The organism is Paenibacillus chibensis (genome assembly GCF_004001045.1).
GTDB lineage: Bacteria > Bacillota > Bacilli > Paenibacillales > Paenibacillaceae > Paenibacillus_AQ > Paenibacillus_AQ chibensis.
In genome coordinates this window covers 211,695-229,068 of sequence record NZ_BIMK01000007.1, presented here as the reverse complement: position 1 = coordinate 229,068, position 17,374 = coordinate 211,695, and the positions used below count along the sequence as shown (strand labels likewise).

Below are 17,374 nucleotides of genomic sequence, written 5' to 3'. Positions count from 1 at the left end.
AGCCGGCGGTGGGTGCAAGCCGGTTGACGATTTGGGATGAACTCGCCTCGGAGTAATGATGTGAAGCGCTGCGGACATTTGCGCGAAGGATCATCGGTTCACCCGCGTTATAGGGTGCAAAGTGAGCGGGGATAAAGCATACTTTCCGCTAACTAGGGTGGTACCACGGGAATCAAACCTCTCGTCCCTAGCGATGATACGCTATGGATGAAGAGGTTTTTTGTTTGTACAAAGATTGCTAAAGCAGGGTCGCCGGGGTTTGAAGGGCGGCATGGGACTGCACAGGAGGCTGGGTAAAGCATGAGTGAAAATCAACATCCGGTTCAGGGACAAGGGTATCATCCCCAGGTCATCGAACCGAAGTGGCAAAAGTATTGGGATGAGCATCACACGTTCAAAACGGGCGAAGAGGCGGGCAAGCCGAAGTTTTATGCGCTTGATATGTTCCCGTATCCATCCGGAGCAGGCCTGCACGTAGGGCATCCGGAAGGTTATACCGCTACAGACATCGTTTCCCGCTATAAAAGAATGCGCGGCTACAACGTGCTTCATCCGATGGGCTGGGACGCGTTCGGTCTGCCTGCTGAGCAGCATGCGATGGATAAAGGGGAGCACCCGCGTGAAATTACGCTCAAGAACATCAACACGTTCCGGCGTCAGATCAAATCGCTCGGTTTCTCGTATGACTGGGAACGTGAGATCAGCACGACGGATCCGGAATATTATAAATGGACGCAGTGGATTTTCATCCAGCTGTACAAACGCGGCCTCGCTTATGTAGCCGAAGTGCCGGTGAACTGGTGTGAGGCACTGGGTACCGTACTCGCCAACGAGGAAGTCATCGACGGCAAGAGCGAGCGCGGCGGACATCCGGTTGTCCGCAAGCCGATGCGCCAATGGATTCTGAAAATCACTGAATACGCGGACCGGCTGCTCGAGGACCTGGATGATCTCGACTGGAGTGAAAGCCTGAAGGATATGCAGCGCAACTGGATTGGCAAATCCAAAGGGGCTGAAGTCAACTTTGATATTGTAGGTCACGAAGGTCATCTGACAGTGTTTACGACCCGGCCTGACACCCTGTTTGGCGCCAGCTACTGCGTACTTGCTCCAGAACATGATCTGGTAAAAGAGATTACGACTCCGGAACAACAAGAAGCAGTCAAAGCTTACCAAGATCAAGCGGCCCGCAAGAGTGACCTGGAGCGTACCGATCTGGCCAAGGACAAAACGGGCGTATTTACAGGCGCATATGCCGTAAATCCGGTTAATGGAGCAAAGCTGCCGATCTGGATTGCGGATTATGTGCTCGCCGGATATGGAACCGGTGCGATTATGGCAGTACCTGGCCATGACACGCGTGACTGGGAATTCGCGAAGCAGTTCGGCCTGGAAATCATTGAAGTCGTTAAAGGCGGAAATGTTCAGGAAGAGGCATACACCGGAGAAGGCGAGCATGTTAACTCAGGCTTCCTGGACGGCATGGGTACCGAAGAAGCGATCGCCAAAATGATCGCATGGCTCGATGAAAGCGGCAAGGGACAAGGCAAAACAACCTACCGCCTTCGCGATTGGCTGTTTAGCCGCCAGCGCTATTGGGGCGAGCCGATTCCGATTCTGCATCTGGAAGACGGCACAATGAAGACCGTTCCGGAAGATCAGCTTCCGCTGCTGCTGCCGGATGTGGATCAAATCAAGCCGTCAGGTACGGGGGAATCTCCGCTTGCGAACGTCACCGACTGGGTGGAGACGGTCGATCCCGAGACGGGCATGAAGGCCCGCCGCGAGACCAATACGATGCCGCAATGGGCTGGCAGCTGCTGGTATTACCTGCGATACATCGATCCGCATAATCCGGACGAATTGTGCTCCAAAGAGAAGCAGGAGACATGGTTGCCTGTAGATTTGTACATTGGCGGTGCTGAGCACGCAGTGCTTCACCTGCTGTATGCCCGTTTCTGGCATAAGGTCCTGTACGATCTGGGCGTGGTCAGCACGAAAGAGCCGTTCCAGAAGCTGGTGAACCAGGGCATGATCCTCGGCACGAACAACGAGAAGATGAGTAAATCCCGCGGCAATGTCATCAATCCGGACGAAATTGTCGAGAACTATGGTGCCGATACGCTCCGCATTTATGAAATGTTCATGGGGCCGCTGGAAGCGACGAAGCCTTGGAACGAGAATGGTGTGGAGGGCGCTCACCGCTTCCTGTCCCGCGTATGGCGTCTGGTCGTGAACGAAGACGGCAGCCTGAATCCGAAAATCACGGATAACGAGGGCAGCGACGAGTTCAAACGCGTATGGCATAAAACGATCAAGAAAGTATCGGAAGATATGGAACATCTGCGCTTCAATACGGCGATCAGCCAGCTGATGATTTTCATCAACGATGCGTATAAGGCCGATTCGATTCCGCGTCAAGCGATCGAGGACTTTACGCAGCTGCTGTCTCCTTTCGCTCCGCATATCGCCGAAGAGCTGTGGGAGCGTCTTGGACATCAGGAGAGCATCACGTACGCTTCCTGGCCTGCTTTTGAAGAAGCGTGGACGGTGGATGCCGAGGTCGAGATCGTGATCCAGGTGAACGGTAAAATCGTGCAGCGCGCGAAGATTGCCAAGGACATGACACAGGAAGCGATGCAGGAATACAGCTTGTCCCAGGAAGGCGTACAGCAGGCGATTGCCGGTAAAACGGTGCGCAAAGTCGTTGCGGTGCCTGGCAAGCTGGTGAACATTGTAGCCAACTAAATAATAGAGGTAGGATCGAAAAGCATTCAATCCCCGTACAATTTATTTTGTACGGGGATTTCTTTGTAAAGTAAGGCATTTAAGGCATTGCTACGGCTTCGTATCATCAAAAAGCTCGTCGCATTTGCTCAGATCCTCCTGGTATTTGGTATGCGTCGTCGTGATCAGCTGATGAAAGACGCCATCCAGGCTTAAGCTTAAATGGGCAAGCGCTTCGGCCGTAATTCCGCCGGGGACGGCGACTCTTTCCTGCAGCTCATGCGGCTTGAATCCGCCCTCCGTCAGAAGCTTTCCGGTTCCGAGCAGCATTTCGCCGGCCAAGGCCGTCAGCTCCTGACGTCCGATCCCGGTCATTTCCACTGCGGCTTCAATCCACTGATCCAGGAAAAAGCTGATGAACGCGGGGCCGCAGCTGGAGAAGTCTGAGGTAATCCGTACATGGGACTCCTCGATTTCAAGGGGATGGCTGATCGCCCCCAGAAGATTTTCCAACAGCAGCCTGTCTTTTTCCGTAATTCGGCTGCCGTACATGCACAAGGAAGCTCCGCTCAGGGTCAGATGCGTAATGCTGGGAATGATTTTGGCGATTTTACACGGCAGCGCGCTTTCGAGATGATGAATTTGAACCGGACTTGTAATGGACACCACAATCTGGCCGTACAGCACTTCTTTTCCGATTTCATGGATTAAGGCTTTATACTGAAGCGGTTTAACGCATAGGAATATGACATCGCTATTCTTCACGGTTTCCGCATTGCTGCTGCATACGTTCAGTCCGGGATGACGCTGTGCCAGCAAATTCACCTTTTCTAATGTTCGGTTACTGGCGAAGATTTGCTGAGGCATAAGCGCACCGGAAGTAATGAAGGCATCGAGCAACATGCTTCCCATACTGCCGGTTCCGATGAATCCTACCTTCATATAGGTTCCCTCCTTTCGTGCTTTGCGGTAACGGCGCAATCCATCTTCTTAATGTATGCGTATGAACCTGCTGCTCATGACGATTTTTCGGCAGGAGCGCCATTAGCGGACTATTTTATTTTTCAGAAAAGAGAAAGGGTCTTTGAAATCCATTTGATCTGAGTGAGGTGTAAAGGATGAAACGAATGACCGCCGGGATCTGCATATGCTGCGCAGTATTGGGCAGCGCAGTGATTTTATTGTCGGGGATGAAGCAGGGAAGCGGAATACAGGACTGGAAGCCGCTGAATGCAGAGCTTGCGAATACGTTGGAACCAAGTCCAAGCCCTCCGACGCTCCAGGCAAGCCCGCCCGTACAAGCATCAGCAGAAAATATCGCAAAAGGCCAGCAAGCCCAGACTGCTCCTGAAGCTGTAAAAGCCGATAACACGGCACTACCGCCGACGCCTTCCAAGGAAACCGCGGTTCTGGAGCCGCAAGTAAATTCCGGCGGCTTGCCGACAGATGCAGCAGCAGCGGGTCAGGCAGCCGGCGCTCCGGCTTCCGAAACATCATCGGTCCGTAAAATCAATGTCAATTCAGCACCGGCTTCCGAGCTCATGAACATTCCGGGAATTGGCGCAAAGAAGGCGCAGGCGATTATCGATTACCGGAATCAGCACGGACCCTTTAAAAAAGTGACGGATTTAGACAAAGTGAAGGGAATCGGCCCCAAAATGCTGGAGAAAATGAAGCCCTACGTAGAGCTTTAGCCCGGAGATGTGCTACAATGTTTACAATTATTCTACGAAGAACAGGTGATAAACGTGACCGATGAAACGCGGAAAGACTGGGATACTTACTTTATGGATATTGCCTACATGGTTTCGACCCGTTCCCGATGTCCGCGCAGGCATGTGGGCGCAGTGCTGGTTCAGGGGAAGAAGCTGCTGGGTACAGCCTATAACGGCGCACCTATGGGGGTTCCGGACTGTTCCGAGGCCGGCTGCATGATTGCGGAGGAGCTGGAGATTGTGGAGCATGGCGGTAAGCAGGAGATGGTGAAGAAGCAGCGCTGCGTACGAACCATTCACGCCGAGCAGAATCTGCTGCTCTTTACTGACCGGATCGACCGTGAAGGCAGCTCGGTTTATGTGACGGACGAGCCGTGCTGGACCTGCGCTAATATGCTGGCCAACAGCGGCGTTACCGAAATTGTGTATCACCGCTCCTATCCGAAGGACTCGGACAAGGTGACGGAAATGATGAAGCAGAAAGGCATTGTTTTTCGCGGACTATCCTCCTACGAGCCTCCGCAGGAAACGGTCATGACTGTTTCGAACTAAAACCAATATTTAATCAAAAATCGGGGAAGGACCTCTCAAGCTGCAGGCAATCGCGCAGTCGGGGAGGTCCTGTTTATTTTGAGATCGATTATTTTCGGGAAAAGAAAGCTGCTGTAAAAATGGAGATCTTTTCATGGGAGGTAGACGATGAGAGAAAGACCGCTGATCATTTGCACGCTTGGTTGGATGGCAGGAAGCAGCATTGCTCATGTCTGCTCGGTCATGCAATTTCTGCTGGTGGAATTCGGTTTGCTGCTGCTTCTCGCCGCGATCGTTCTTCTGCGCAGAAATCTGTTGCGGAGCGTGCTGATTGCTGGAGCTGCACTGATTTTATCGGGATTCTACTGGGTGTGGAACGATGCCCGCAATGTGACGCAGCTGCCTGAAGCCATGGCGACGGTAATCGAAGATATCGACGGGATGATGCTGAGGGCGGAAGGTGTTATCGTCTCTGCTGTCGATGTGGATGGGGATCGGGCAGATTTTCAGGTGAAATTACAAACCGTGGAGTACCTGAAGAGCGGAGGCTCGGAGTCAGGAACGGCTAAACTGGATGAACGCGTCATGGTTCAGGTGAAGCTCCAGAGCGAAGACCAGCAACAAATAGCCGGGAACTGGAAGCGGGGGGACCGCATCAAGCTGAACGGCACCGTGGAAGCCCCGGCGCAGGCAAGGAATTTCGGAGCCTTCGACTATGCTTCCTATTTGCGCACCCAGCATATTCACTGGCTCGTTAAGATTAAAGGTGCTCAGAATGTGCAAACCTCCAGCACCTCCATTTGGAGCACGCTGACGATCTTTCGCTGGAATGATCAGGTTCGCGCCGAGCTCGGAGACCGGATTGCCCGAATATTTCATGAACCGCATGCGGGATACATGAAAGGACTGCTGATCGGCATGCAGGACGATATCGATCCCGATACGTATACGCAGTTTTCGCAGCTCGGATTGACCCATATTCTCGCCATATCAGGCATGCATGTCGCGGTCTACGTTGCCAGCCTGCTGTTTGTACTGTCCTTTTTCAAAGTTTCGCGCGAGACGTCGCTGCTGATCGTCATCATCATGATTCCTTTATACGTGCTTTTGTCCGGCGTGAGTCCTTCGGTTGTGCGGGCGGGCATCATGGGCATGATTGGGCTGTACGCCGCGAGGAAAGGATGGCTGAAGGACGGCATGAATATTTTAGCCGCGGCGGCGCTGCTCATGATGTTATGGAACCCCTATTATATGCTGAGCGTCAGTTTTCAACTGTCCTTCCTCGTTACGGCAGGGCTGATGCTATATGTTCCTTTGATGCAGCCCCTTCTTCGTTTTCTCCCCAAGCGCATCGCGGCAGCCTCCGGCGTGACGATTGTGGCCCAGCTGGTTTCATTTCCGCTTACCATCTATTACTTTAACCAGTTTTCATTGCTCTCCTTTGCCGCCAACTTTGTCCTCGTGCCTTTTATTACTTTCTTTACGCTGCCCCTGGGCGCTGTGTCTCTGATCCTGGGCTGGATCTGGCTGCCTGCAGGCCGCGCGGTGGGCTGGCTGGCGGAGATGCTGAACAATGGAACATTCTGGCTCGTCCGCTGGATGAACGGATATCCGCAGTTTATTACGATATGGAAATCTCCTTCCTTTATATGGATCTGCGCTTATTTCATCCTGCTTTATTTGCTACTATATGGAGCGGGTAAGTACGATCTCCGAGGTTCAGGCAGAGTTACCTATATACGCGGGGACGATACGATCGGGCTTGAGGAGATCAAAGCCTCAGAACGCCCATGGGGTCAGGCGCGGCCAAGCCGCAAAATCACGTCCGCAATGACCGCCATTATACTTGCCTTTATTTTTTTGATATATTGGGAATATAGGCCTACGTCCTTGCACGGGGCGGGACTGATTCAATTTCTGGATGTCGGGCAGGGCGACAGCATTCTGATTACGACGCCGGAAGGCAGGAACATTCTCGTGGACGGAGGCGGCACCGTCACTTTCGGAAAGCCGCAGGATGAATGGAAAAAGCGGAAGAATCCATTTGAGGTGGGAGCAAAGGTTCTAGTTCCGATTCTCAAGCAACGGGGAATTCATCACTTGGATGCGGTCATCATTACGCACGGGGATCAGGATCATGCCGGCGGTATTCAAGCCGTACTGAACCAAATTCCTGTCAAAGCGTTGTTTTTTAACGGTACGCTGGCTGGAACGGCTTCCTTTGACAAGCTGATGGAAACGGCTCTCGAGCGGAAAATTCCGGTGTATGCAGTTCATCAGGGGATGGAGTGGATGCCGGATCACCGTACGGAGCTTACTTTTTTGTCGCCGTCCATAGAAGCTTCCGAGCCTGACGACATACCTGTTGAAAAGAACCAGAACCATATCTCCGTGGCGTTCCTTATGACCATGAACGGAGGAAGATTCCTGTTCACCGGGGATATGGATAAAGCGGCCGAAGAGGATGTACTAAGCATGGGGATGAGCGGGGTTCAAGCGCCTGCAGCTTTTCTGCCGTCAGCAGACGGTCCCGGCATGACTTTGCCGGCTGGCGGCATCGATGCCATCAAAATCGCGCATCATGGAAGCAAGTCGTCCAGCGGGGAAGAATGGCTCCATTATTGGAGCCCGAAAGCTGCCGTTGTCTCTGCGGGAGTAGGCAATCTGTACGGCCATCCCCATGCGGAGGTCGTGGACCGGATTGCGGAAATAAAGGCGCGTTTGTTCCGAACGGATAGGGATGGGGAAATACAGATGCTGGTCAGGACGGACAAGACATGGACGCGTTCTAAGCTCAGCGCAACCCAATGAATTCGAAGGAATGGTATATATTTCAAAACGGGATCATTTGTTAACAAAATCTTAAAGTATTGGCTGAAAAAAACACGTAGAATGGAAGAGTTGGCGCCGTATACATTTGTGATGACGGGCCCACTAGAATTTGGTATTCTTAATTGGGGTTTACCATTGCCGCCAAGATGAAAAATGCCACGACGTACATAAGATTTTACGGGTCTTATAACGGATAAAAAATGTTGGTTACAAATTGCAACCATTTGACGCTCTTACACGTCTGTAAGATTGCAGGGAGAGGGGGATCCTTTGTGGTAGAGCAGGGACTCATCAGAGCCGCTCAATCGGGCGATCGCGACGCTCTAATCACCCTATTAAGAGAAATTGAGCATCAGGTGTACCGCACAGCCTATTACATTTTGAATGATGAACAGGATGCGATGGATGCTTCTCAGGAAGCGCTCATCCGCATTTACACCAAGATAGGCTCCTACGAGGAAAAAGCGCAGTTTAAAACATGGGTTCAACGGATCGTGACCAATATTTGCATCGATAAATTCCGGCGCACGAAGCCAACCGTTTCGATCGATGAGCATGAGCTCGTTTTTCAGGACAAACAGAATGTGGAGCAGGCCGTCATGTCTTCTTATTTGGCCCAGGATATTCAGGAGGCCATTGATCAGCTGCCGGATCACCACAGGAGCGTTATCGTCCTGCGGTATCTCCAGGATTTTTCTTACAATGAAATTGCTGATTGCCTGAACCTGCCTCTCAATACGGTTAAATCCTACTTGTTCAGAGCCAGGCAGCAGCTGCAGAATATGCTCCAAGAGCATCAGAAAGGTGGTGTATCAGGATGAAATGTCCAGAGGTGGTGGAATGGATGCACCGTTACTTGGATTATGATTTAAGCGAGGAAGAGACCGTTCAATTGTATGAGCATTTAAAACAATGTCCTGAATGTACGGAAACCTTTCGGATGCTGAAATCATTATCCCGAGATCTTGAGGATCTACCCAAAGTGACGCCAAAATTCAGTCTTGTCGATGCGATTATGCCCCAGCTTGACGCTATAGATCAGGCACGTCAGGAAAAGAGCGCCTCACGCGAGGAAGCTCCGGCCGAAATGGTGCCTGTGCCCGCTCGCCCCGTTCGGAATAGCAAGTTCCGCAATTCCGTAGCCGGACGTACGGCGATGGGAGCGGTCGCAGCGGTCATTATTCTAGGCGTGGCTATATATAACTATTCGCCGAAGCATCTTTCGACAGCGGAAGAGCCGGCCTTTACAACCGAATCGAAGACTGCCGACACGGCGAATTCCGCAAGCAACACCGTTCAGGGCAGCGGCGGAGAGCAGCAGGACGTCGAGCCGAAGAAGGATGAGGCCGTTTCGGCCGGCGGAAGCTCGCAAATGGAAAGCAATGCGGACATTGCATCGCTAGATAACGGAGAGGCGCTGAAGGCGCCAAGCGATGCGGCAGACAAGGCAGCGAAGGAGCAGCCTGCCGCCCCTAAGTCGGAGCCGGCAAGCAAGAACGACGTCAAGTCGAATCGCAGCGCTGATGCCTCAGCCGGGGATCAAACTGCCACGGGTGCTTCCGTGGATTCAGGAGCTCCGGTGGAATCCTCAAATCCGGCCGCGGCGGATCAAACGAAAACGGCGGATCCGGGCCGTTCCCAGGAAAAGATTGCGGCGGACGGAAGCGGTTCGCAAGATACCGCGTCCAATCCGAAGAGCTCCGGCGAGGCCGGCAGCAGCGGAAATGAGAAGAGCCTTTCCGGAAACGGAATGGCCTCGCTGCTGGCAATGCCGACACAGTTTATTTCCCCGGACGGGAAGTATACGGCTTCGCTAGATGATAGCAAGCTGGTGATCTACAGCGTTTCGGATAAAGACGGCCAGAAAACGGCCGTGAAGACCATTAATTTGTCCGGAACCTGGGTGTCCGGCGTATGGTCTGCGGATAGCACGGTGTTTACCTACCAGACAGAGGATGATCAAGGAACAACAACGAGCAAGACCTATCAGGTGAACGGCTCCGATGCTTCCAATCCTTGATTGATATCCAGGTGAACCCAATAAATAAAATAGCATTGCTGCATGCACACTTTTCAGAGATATGGAATAGAATATACGGTTAGAATTCAACCAGACCCGTCGTATGACCGCAGGCCGCAAAGTTTCTAGAGCTTTGCTCAGCCGGTGTTTATCATAGATGAGCTGGGAGCAAAGGGACCATCCCGCCGGGAGGGTCCCTTTGCTGTTTTACCCGATGCCGATTTTTGATAATATAGTAAAGCAGGCTGATAACAGGATTCGGCTTACATAGAGGAAAGGGGGCCTGAAGGTGGACGTCAAAGCAGCTACTAGGGCGATTAAGCAGGGGGAAATCTCACCGGTCTATCTGCTGTATGGGACCGAAAAATACCAGATGAACGAGTTTGCGTCCTTTCTTGTGGAACAGACGCTTACCCAGGAAGAGCGGGACTTTGCGTTAGTCCATTACGATCTCTCGGATACGCCTTTGCAGGCAGTCGTGGAAGAAGCGGAGATGGTGCCGTTTATGGTACCGCGCAAGCTGATCATGGTGCAGGATGCTTCCGTATTCACGGCAGGCAAGGATCAGTCCAAGCTTGAGCATCGGGTGGAGGCGCTCCTTGAATATATGAAAAATCCGGCGGATTACAGTGTTCTCGTATTTATCGTGAATCACGAGAAGCTGGACGAGCGGAAAAAAATCGTGAAAGAAATCAAGACCAAGGGCACGCTGCTTTCCTTTATGCCCTTGGGCAGTGAGGATTTGCTGAAATGGGTAAGCAAAAAGGCAAAGGAACGCGAGTGCACGCTTCAGGAAGGGGCCGCGGAAACGATCGTCCGCAATGCCGGTACCCAGCTGCAGACGTTGTCTGCTGAAATTGACAAGCTGTGCTTGTATGCAGGCCGAGGCGGCGTGATTGGCGTAGATGTCGTTGAGGAGCTAATTGCGCGGAGTACGGAGCAAAATGTGTTTGCTTTGGTGGAAGACATCGCAAACTTAAGAGTGGACCGCGCATTAGGCATTTTCTACGAGCTGCTCAAGCAGAAGGAAGAGCCGATCAAAATCGCCGCGCTCATTGCCCGGCAGTTCCGCATCATTATGCAAGTGAAGGATCTGGGCGGTCAAAGCTATTCCCAGCAGCAGATCGCCTCCCAGCTCGGGCTGCATCCCTACGCGGTGAAAATTGCGGGCGAGCAGGGACGGAAATTTCAAGCGGCCCAGCTGAAGCAGATTTTGAGCAGGCTTGGTACGTTGGATTATCAAATGAAGACCGGAGCCATCGACAAGGTGCTGGGATTGGAACTGTTTTTGCTCAGATTGGCAGCTTAAGCAGCAGAGAACAAAAGGCTGGACAACCGACCTGCGGAGTGTGCATCCGTCCGTCATTTGTTCGGCCTTTTATCGTACTGGGGCTACATTCTATAAGTTCAAGACTGCTTCAGGGTAAGCAAGGTCAATTCGGGAACGCTGTCCAAACGGAACGGCAGTCGGGTTGTGCCAACGCCCCGGTTCACGTACAAATATTCAGGCCTATGGCTGCCTGCATGGAACGTATACAGTCCTTCCGTATATTTGCGGGCCAGCGGAGGCGTATAAACCGGACCAAACCCCGGCAGCTGCACCTGGCCGCCATGACTATGACCGGATAGCTGCAGATCGACCGGATAACCACTCAAACGGTCGGCGACGTCAGGCTCATGCACAAGCAATAGTACGAACGCGCTCTGATCGATGCCTCGGAAGGTTTTTTTCATATTGGGCGAGCCGAGCAGAAAATCGTCGAGCCCTGCAACGACAAGAAGGCTGTGGCCGAAGGACAGTGTCTGATGCCTGTTTACGAGCAGTGTGAAGCCGCTGTCAGCCATAATCCGGGTGTATGGATGCTTGGCGCCGCCGCCTTGATCGTGATTTCCATATACGGCAAATTTGCCGAGCGGAGCTTTGATTTGCGATAGAATCGGAGCGATGCTGCCGGGGCTCGGATACGCTGCATAATTGTCGATCAGATCGCCCGTAAACACGACCAAGTCCGGTTTAAGCCCGTTGATGCGCTGCACCAGGCTTAGCAGCTTGCTTTTCGTATAGAACTTCCCCAGGTGGAGATCACTAATTTGAATGATGCGAATTCCGTCCAGATCGGTCGTAACCGATGGAGTGCGTATTTCTATGTTCTCCAACTGGAGTAGATTTGGTTCCGCATATCTTGCATAATAGTAGACGGAAGCAGCGGCCAAAAGCGACATCACGGCGATTCCAAGGAACCATTTGAAGCATGCGGGCTTTTTGTGTTTGGTTTTCATAGGAATCCTCCCTTTCGATAAACCCACTATACCGGGGCTGCGTTACACGAATGTGACAGAAGGCGGTCCACGAAGAGGAGATTGCGATGCGAATTTTGATTGCGGACGATGAGCAAGATATGCAGCGTATTTTAGCGGCCTATTTCCGTAAGGAAGGGTACGAGGTATTCACGGCGGGGGACGGCGAGGAAGCTTTGGCTGTTTTTTACCGCGAGAAAATCGACCTTGCCATCCTGGATTGGATGATGCCGAAGCAGAGCGGAATGGATGTCTGCCGGGAAATCAAATCGCGTTCGGACAAAAAAGTGATGATGCTGACGGCAAAAAGTGAAGAGGAAGACGAGTTGAAGGCGCTCAGCATGGGGGCGGATGAATATGTGCGCAAGCCGTTTCATCCGAAAATTCTCGTGCTCCGTGCCAAAAAGCTGCTCGGCGATGAAAAGGGGCTGCGCTACCAATCGCTTCGAATCGATCTCGCGGGCAGCAAAATATATAAGGATGGCGCCGATTTGCAGGTTACCAAAACCGAATTTGAGCTGATGTGCTGTTTTGTCCGCCACAAGGGCCACATCCTGTCGCGGCATCAGCTGCTGGATTTGGTGTGGGGTCTCGATTACTTCGGTGATGAACGAACGGTGGATACCCATGTCCGTCGTCTTCGGTAAAAGGTCGGCGAAGAGCTGATCAGAACGCATCGGGGAATCGGGTACAGCGTGGAGGCGGACGATGAATAAGCTGGGGCGCAAGTTGTTTGTAAGCATCTCGGTTGCGGTCCTGCTCATTTTCGTCCTGTTCGTGCTGCTGGCAAATCTGTTTATGCCGAAATACTATATATACAAGACGAAAGAACAGCTTGGCGAAGCTTTGAACGCAGTCTCTGAACTTCCGGAGGCAACCTGGCTCGAATGGATTCCGCAGCTTGAGCAGCGCTACCATGTGACAATCGTCTATGATGGTGCCCAGAAAAGCGAAAATGACCTGAATGAATCGTTTTTGCAGCAGCTTGCGAAAAAAAAGGTCACGCTGAACAAGTTCTGGATCACGGAAGATTCGCTGGTGAAGGTGAAAGCAGGTAGCCGGGTCAACAAAATATACGATCAAGGCAAGTTGAAATCCAGCTTCTACGCAAGTTTTAACCCAAAGGACCGCTCCATCGTCCTTATCGGGCTTTCGATGGCATACATCAGCGATTCAATCCGGATGATCAACGGGTTTATTTTGATCCTGGCCCTTTGCTCGGTACTGATTATCGTGCTAGTCGTTTGGCTTTTGTCTTTTCGCATGACTCAACCGCTTAAGGAACTGGGCCGGGTGGCGAAGGACATCTCGGAGCTGCGCTTCCGAAAAGCGCGGGTCGGGACGCGGGACGAAATCGGGGAGCTGGCGGAAAGCATCAATGCGATGAGCGACAAGCTGAGCGCGGCGCATGCCGATTTGTCGAGAAGAAACCTGAACCTGAGGCGGTTCATGGCGGATATGACGCATGAGCTGAAAACACCGGTTTCGCTTATTCAGGCCTATGCGGAAGGGATACAGGACGGCCTGGATGACGGAAGTTACGCCGCCACCATTTTGCGTCAGAATGCGAGCATGGCAAAGCTTATTGACGAGTTTCTGGATTTCGCAAAAATCGAGAGGGACGAGCTTGAACTTGCGCCCGTTGCGATTAAAGAATTATTCCGGGAATGTGCCCATACATTCAGCATCGAGCTAGAATCAAGACGTTTGGAGCTGGCTATCCGCGATGAACTGCCGGGCAATCCGGTGATCGAAGCGGACCCTGCCAAACTCCGGATGGTATTCCACAACCTGCTCGGTAATGCGGTTAAATATGCGGCGGACGGGCGGATCAACGTATCCTTCGAGAGAAGGGACGGAGAGATCCAGCTTGTGATGAGCAACCGTTTTTCGGGAGAGATCATGGATGCTTCACGGCTTTGGGAACCTTTTTACGTGGAGGAGAGCTCACGGCATAAGGCCGCATCGGGAACGGGACTCGGGCTGGCCATCGTCCGGACGATACTGGAACGGCATGGGTTCCGCTGCCATGCGGTGACCACAGACCATACCCTCTATATGTATATTTTTTTCAAAGAAAACAGCCCTCATTCTGCGTAGCCGGAATGGGGGCTGTTGCTATGAACGTCATGATTCGCGCATCCCTGCAGAGGAATCAGAGACACACATTTACAGGTCTGGTGCATGGAAGGTGGTCAACTTGCCGCCGTTCTCGATCACAGCTGATTTGGCCGGGACCGTCAGCTGCTGGATGGTATAGTCTTGATCCGAAAAGTTAACCGTGATCCGCAGCCGATCGCCGTAGGAGGCGGATTGCACAAGCCGGTCGGAGGAATAGATATGAAAGGATGTGATCGGCTGGGTAACGGCCTGCTCATGGAAAGGGCTCCACACCTTCAGATAGTCCGTTATCAATTGCTTGTCCTTCTTCCAGCTGTCCTGATCGATATGATAGAGAGGGGGTACGTTGTAAAGAAGGTCCGAAAGCATCCGGCTGCCGATCTCGTCTTTGATTTTCAGGCTTCCCCATTCCCAGTGATGCGTGGTGATCAACGAATCGTTATAGACCAGCTTATACAGCGGCAGTGAGTAGAAGGGGTCTGTATAAATATGCCCGTAAGCGGGTTTAAGCGGAACGGGCTTGGCATACCGTTCCGGGGTACCGCCACCCGCGGACCAATAGCCGCCGACATAATAGGGGCTGGATTTGTTCGTGCGCATATCCGGGTCCGACCATGCGATGACCGGCGTCTCGATGCCATGGGCGAAAGCGACGGTCTGGCTTACCAAGTCGTTGCCGCCTTCGGAGCCGATGACCATATGCTTATCGTCCCGGATGTACTGCATGCGCTCAAGACGCGCCTTCAGATCCTGCTGCTGCGTCGTCGGATGCGACGGGGAATAGTCGTCGTAGACCTCCCCGGTTGCGTCGCAGTCGATAAACCAGGAGTTAACAGCAGTTCGCCTATCCAGCCGAAGAGCGGGTCACGGATTCTTTTGGCGAGAGTGTTCCAATGAATGTTGTCCTCGGTTATGGCCTGGCTGCTCCACAAGTAAATATGCGGCTCGCCAAACAGCTTGCTCACATTCGGATTTTGGGTCGCTTTCTCCGCCAGCGGCGTGAACTCTCCCTTCTCCCGGATATAGGAACGGTAAATGCTTGCGATCCGTGCAGGATCGTTGTCCGTAACATAAATGCGGAAGCGATACGTCTTGTTCGGATTGACCGCTGGAAATTCATGCGTAAAGCTCATTTGGATCGCGGGCTCGGTGCGAAAATGAACGGTGTCGTTGAACATGTCATCGGCAATGTACAGGATGGAGCCCATTTTGTGATTAACGACAAAAAACCGCATGGAAAAGCACTCGATAAAGCTCATGTCGTTATCTTTCAAAAAGCTTTTCCACACCCCGTCCCCGCCAGGGATATACTTGCCTTCGCCGATCGGCAGCATATAGCTGTCACCCTCTACCTTGGGCCACTCAAACCGCTTAGCTCCGGTGGAGGTCAGAGAGACTTCGGCATAACGGTCTTGTTTCTTGATTTGGATGCTTATTTGTTTACGGGGGTACGTCCAGGAGATCGATTCAGGGGTTTTGTCCAGGTTGGTTACAGGTTCTTTCGGCATCGGAAGCGATGCGCTTGTCCGGTTTCCGTTCCTTATGATGAATAGCTGCTCCGTCTCCGGGTCGGCGTCAACATCGAAATCATACGCCGACGGGATAATGGTTGACGTAAGTCCGTTTTGCTCTTGCTGTTTTTCTTGTGCGTGGGGCGGTGCGTTTTGTGATTTTTGCGTATCCGCACAGCCCGGCGTTAGCAGCGTGCATACCGCGCAGCCGATGATGGTGATCGTTTTTATATTCATGATGTTCCCTCCTTGACCCCCAATATAAACCGGGATTGTGACGCCAATGTGTCAAGGAGGGAGGGGAAGGGATTAATGGTGAATGGCTTTGGATGCCGAGGATGAATTCGTTTCGGGTTGATGGCTGAACCGTCCGGACCAAAAGGCCAGCCCCATCGTCAGCAGCAGCAGAACGCCCGTGAGCAGAAATACGGTATGAATGCTGAATACGCCGCTGATAGCGCCGCCCACGAGCGGACCGAGCATACCGCCCAGCTGGTTGGAGGTCTGGCTTAAGCTGAAGGCCCTGCCGCGGAAATCCGGTGTTGTCGCCCGTACGACCAGGCCGTTAAGGGCCGGGAAAACCGCGCAGAAGAAGCAGCCGTACAAAAACCGGACGATGGAGAAGGCCCAGATGTTGTCAAAGGGAATTTGCAGCAGCGAGCCGATGCCGCCAGCAAAAAGGCCGATCAGAAGCACCTTCTGAAAGCCGATTTTATCGGCAAGCTTACCCCAGCGCGAAGCAAACAGGATGCTGGCGACGCCGACAAGCGAGAAAATGATGCCGGCCAGGATGGAAGCGTCAGATGCAGAGTGGCCGAATTGCACGATATACAGCGGAAGGACAGGCTCGATCGTCATGACCGAGAACTGCGTGAACATCGTCAGCACCAGGACGACGAGCAGCAGTTTATTGTGCAGGGCCAGCTTGAAGGTGCTAAACACGGACACGCGCTCTTTTCCGGGGACGAACTTTTCCTCTTTGACGTAGAAAATGACAAGCATGGTCGCCAGAAAACAGAGCACACCCGCGCTTGCGAAGGCCAGGCGGTTATCAAACAATTTGGCCAGCACGCCGCCGAGAAGCGGTCCCATGATGCTCCCGGTCGCCGTAGCCGTGGACATCGTGGACAGGGCATAGCCGACTTTATGCTCCGGCGTATTGGTGCCGACGATAGCGATCGCACCGGGAATGAAGCCGGACAGCAAGCCTTGGAGAATCCGCAAAATAAGCAGCTGCACCGGGCTCGTGACGAAGGAAGTGAGCAGATAAATCACGCACAGTACAAAGCCGGCGCGGACAATCATCGCTTTTCTTCCATACTTGTCGCCGACGGAGCCCCAGAACGGGGAAGAGAGTGCGCCGGCTAAAAAGGCGCTGCTGAACAGCAGTCCGGACCACATTTCAACGTTTTCGGTGACGCCGATTTGGATTAAGAAGATAGGGAGAAACGGAATCACCATAGAGAAACTTGAAGATACGATAAACGATCCGAGCCATAAAACCCATAAGTTTTTCTTCCAGATTTCCACGATCTCGTCATCTCCTTGGTTCTGTTATGTATATGCTGAATTAAAAAGTCCTGACCAGCTTTTCAGCTGTTCAGGACTCTTCTTTTCAT

General features: G+C 52.5%; 12 protein-coding genes, 2 pseudogenes and 1 other annotated feature (1 of these 15 running past the window's edge). Of the genes and pseudogenes, 9 read left to right on the top strand and 5 right to left on the bottom strand.

Translation table 11 applies throughout. From position 1 onward, the window contains the following. Nucleotides 1–192, top strand: a binding site (T-box leader); it begins 47 nt to the left of the window's first position. 108 nt (nucleotides 193–300) lie between these two features. Beyond that, entirely contained in the window at nucleotides 301–2,748 is a 2,448-nt protein-coding gene (gene leuS, locus PCH05_RS07625; RefSeq protein WP_127601767.1) for a leucine--tRNA ligase, read from the top strand. Between the two features lie 90 nt (nucleotides 2,749–2,838). On the opposite strand, the gene comER is transcribed toward leuS, so the two are convergent. Beyond that, nucleotides 2,839–3,669, bottom strand: a complete 831-nt coding sequence (gene comER / locus PCH05_RS07620) for a late competence protein ComER (RefSeq protein ID WP_127601766.1) — start codon at nucleotides 3,667–3,669, stop codon at nucleotides 2,839–2,841. A gap of 176 nt (nucleotides 3,670–3,845) precedes the next feature. On the opposite strand from comER, the gene PCH05_RS07615 reads away from it, so the two are divergent. From PCH05_RS07615 to holA, 6 genes are all read left to right on the top strand, one after another. Next, a complete protein-coding gene (locus PCH05_RS07615) occupies nucleotides 3,846–4,421 on the top strand; it encodes a ComEA family DNA-binding protein (protein ID WP_127601765.1) in 576 nt (191 codons plus the stop codon). A gap of 54 nt (nucleotides 4,422–4,475) precedes the next feature. Beyond that, complete coding sequence (locus PCH05_RS07610; RefSeq protein ID WP_127601764.1) at nucleotides 4,476–4,994, top strand: deoxycytidylate deaminase; 519 nt, start codon at nucleotides 4,476–4,478, stop codon at nucleotides 4,992–4,994. A 147-nt stretch (nucleotides 4,995–5,141) separates the two neighbouring features. Then, nucleotides 5,142–7,784 (top strand): ComEC/Rec2 family competence protein, encoded by a 2,643-nt coding sequence (locus PCH05_RS07605; RefSeq protein ID WP_127601763.1) that lies wholly within the window; start codon nucleotides 5,142–5,144, stop codon nucleotides 7,782–7,784. 293 nt (nucleotides 7,785–8,077) lie between these two features. Continuing rightward, nucleotides 8,078–8,626, top strand: a complete 549-nt coding sequence (locus PCH05_RS07600; protein ID WP_127601762.1) for an RNA polymerase sigma factor — start codon at nucleotides 8,078–8,080, stop codon at nucleotides 8,624–8,626. Further along, nucleotides 8,623–9,825 (top strand): zf-HC2 domain-containing protein, encoded by a 1,203-nt coding sequence (locus PCH05_RS07595; RefSeq protein WP_127601761.1) that lies wholly within the window; start codon nucleotides 8,623–8,625, stop codon nucleotides 9,823–9,825. The genes PCH05_RS07600 and PCH05_RS07595 overlap by 4 nt, the downstream gene beginning before the upstream one ends. A gap of 289 nt (nucleotides 9,826–10,114) precedes the next feature. Next, nucleotides 10,115–11,134 carry a DNA polymerase III subunit delta gene (gene holA, locus PCH05_RS07590; RefSeq protein WP_127601760.1) on the top strand — a complete coding sequence of 340 codons (1,020 nt, stop codon included), beginning with the start codon at nucleotides 10,115–10,117 and terminating at the stop codon, nucleotides 11,132–11,134. Nucleotides 11,135–11,232: 98 nt separating this feature from the next. On the opposite strand, the gene PCH05_RS07585 is transcribed toward holA, so the two are convergent. After that, on the bottom strand, nucleotides 11,233–12,105 hold the full coding sequence (locus tag PCH05_RS07585; RefSeq protein ID WP_127601759.1) for a metallophosphoesterase: 873 nt from the start codon (nucleotides 12,103–12,105) through the stop codon (nucleotides 11,233–11,235). Between the two features lie 86 nt (nucleotides 12,106–12,191). Here PCH05_RS07585 and PCH05_RS07580 point away from each other — a divergent pair. Next, nucleotides 12,192–12,839 (top strand): annotated as a pseudogene (locus tag PCH05_RS07580) (response regulator transcription factor). Beyond that, on the top strand, nucleotides 12,832–14,223 hold the full coding sequence (locus PCH05_RS07575) for a sensor histidine kinase (protein ID WP_127601758.1): 1,392 nt from the start codon (nucleotides 12,832–12,834) through the stop codon (nucleotides 14,221–14,223). The pseudogene PCH05_RS07580 and the gene PCH05_RS07575 overlap by 8 nt, the downstream one beginning before the upstream one ends. Before the next feature lie 69 nt (nucleotides 14,224–14,292). On the opposite strand, the pseudogene PCH05_RS28175 reads toward PCH05_RS07575, so the two are convergent. The 3 genes and pseudogenes from PCH05_RS28175 to PCH05_RS07560 all read right to left on the bottom strand — a co-directional run. Beyond that, nucleotides 14,293–15,075: pseudogene (locus PCH05_RS28175) on the bottom strand (glycoside hydrolase); the annotation flags it as partial. Beyond that, entirely contained in the window at nucleotides 14,988–15,992 is a 1,005-nt protein-coding gene (locus PCH05_RS28170; protein ID WP_127601756.1) for a hypothetical protein, read from the bottom strand. The gene PCH05_RS28170 and the pseudogene PCH05_RS28175, both read right to left, overlap by 88 nt. Before the next feature lie 72 nt (nucleotides 15,993–16,064). Next, on the bottom strand, nucleotides 16,065–17,285 hold the full coding sequence (locus PCH05_RS07560) for an MFS transporter (protein ID WP_127601755.1): 1,221 nt from the start codon (nucleotides 17,283–17,285) through the stop codon (nucleotides 16,065–16,067). Nucleotides 17,286–17,374 lie beyond the last annotated feature (89 nt).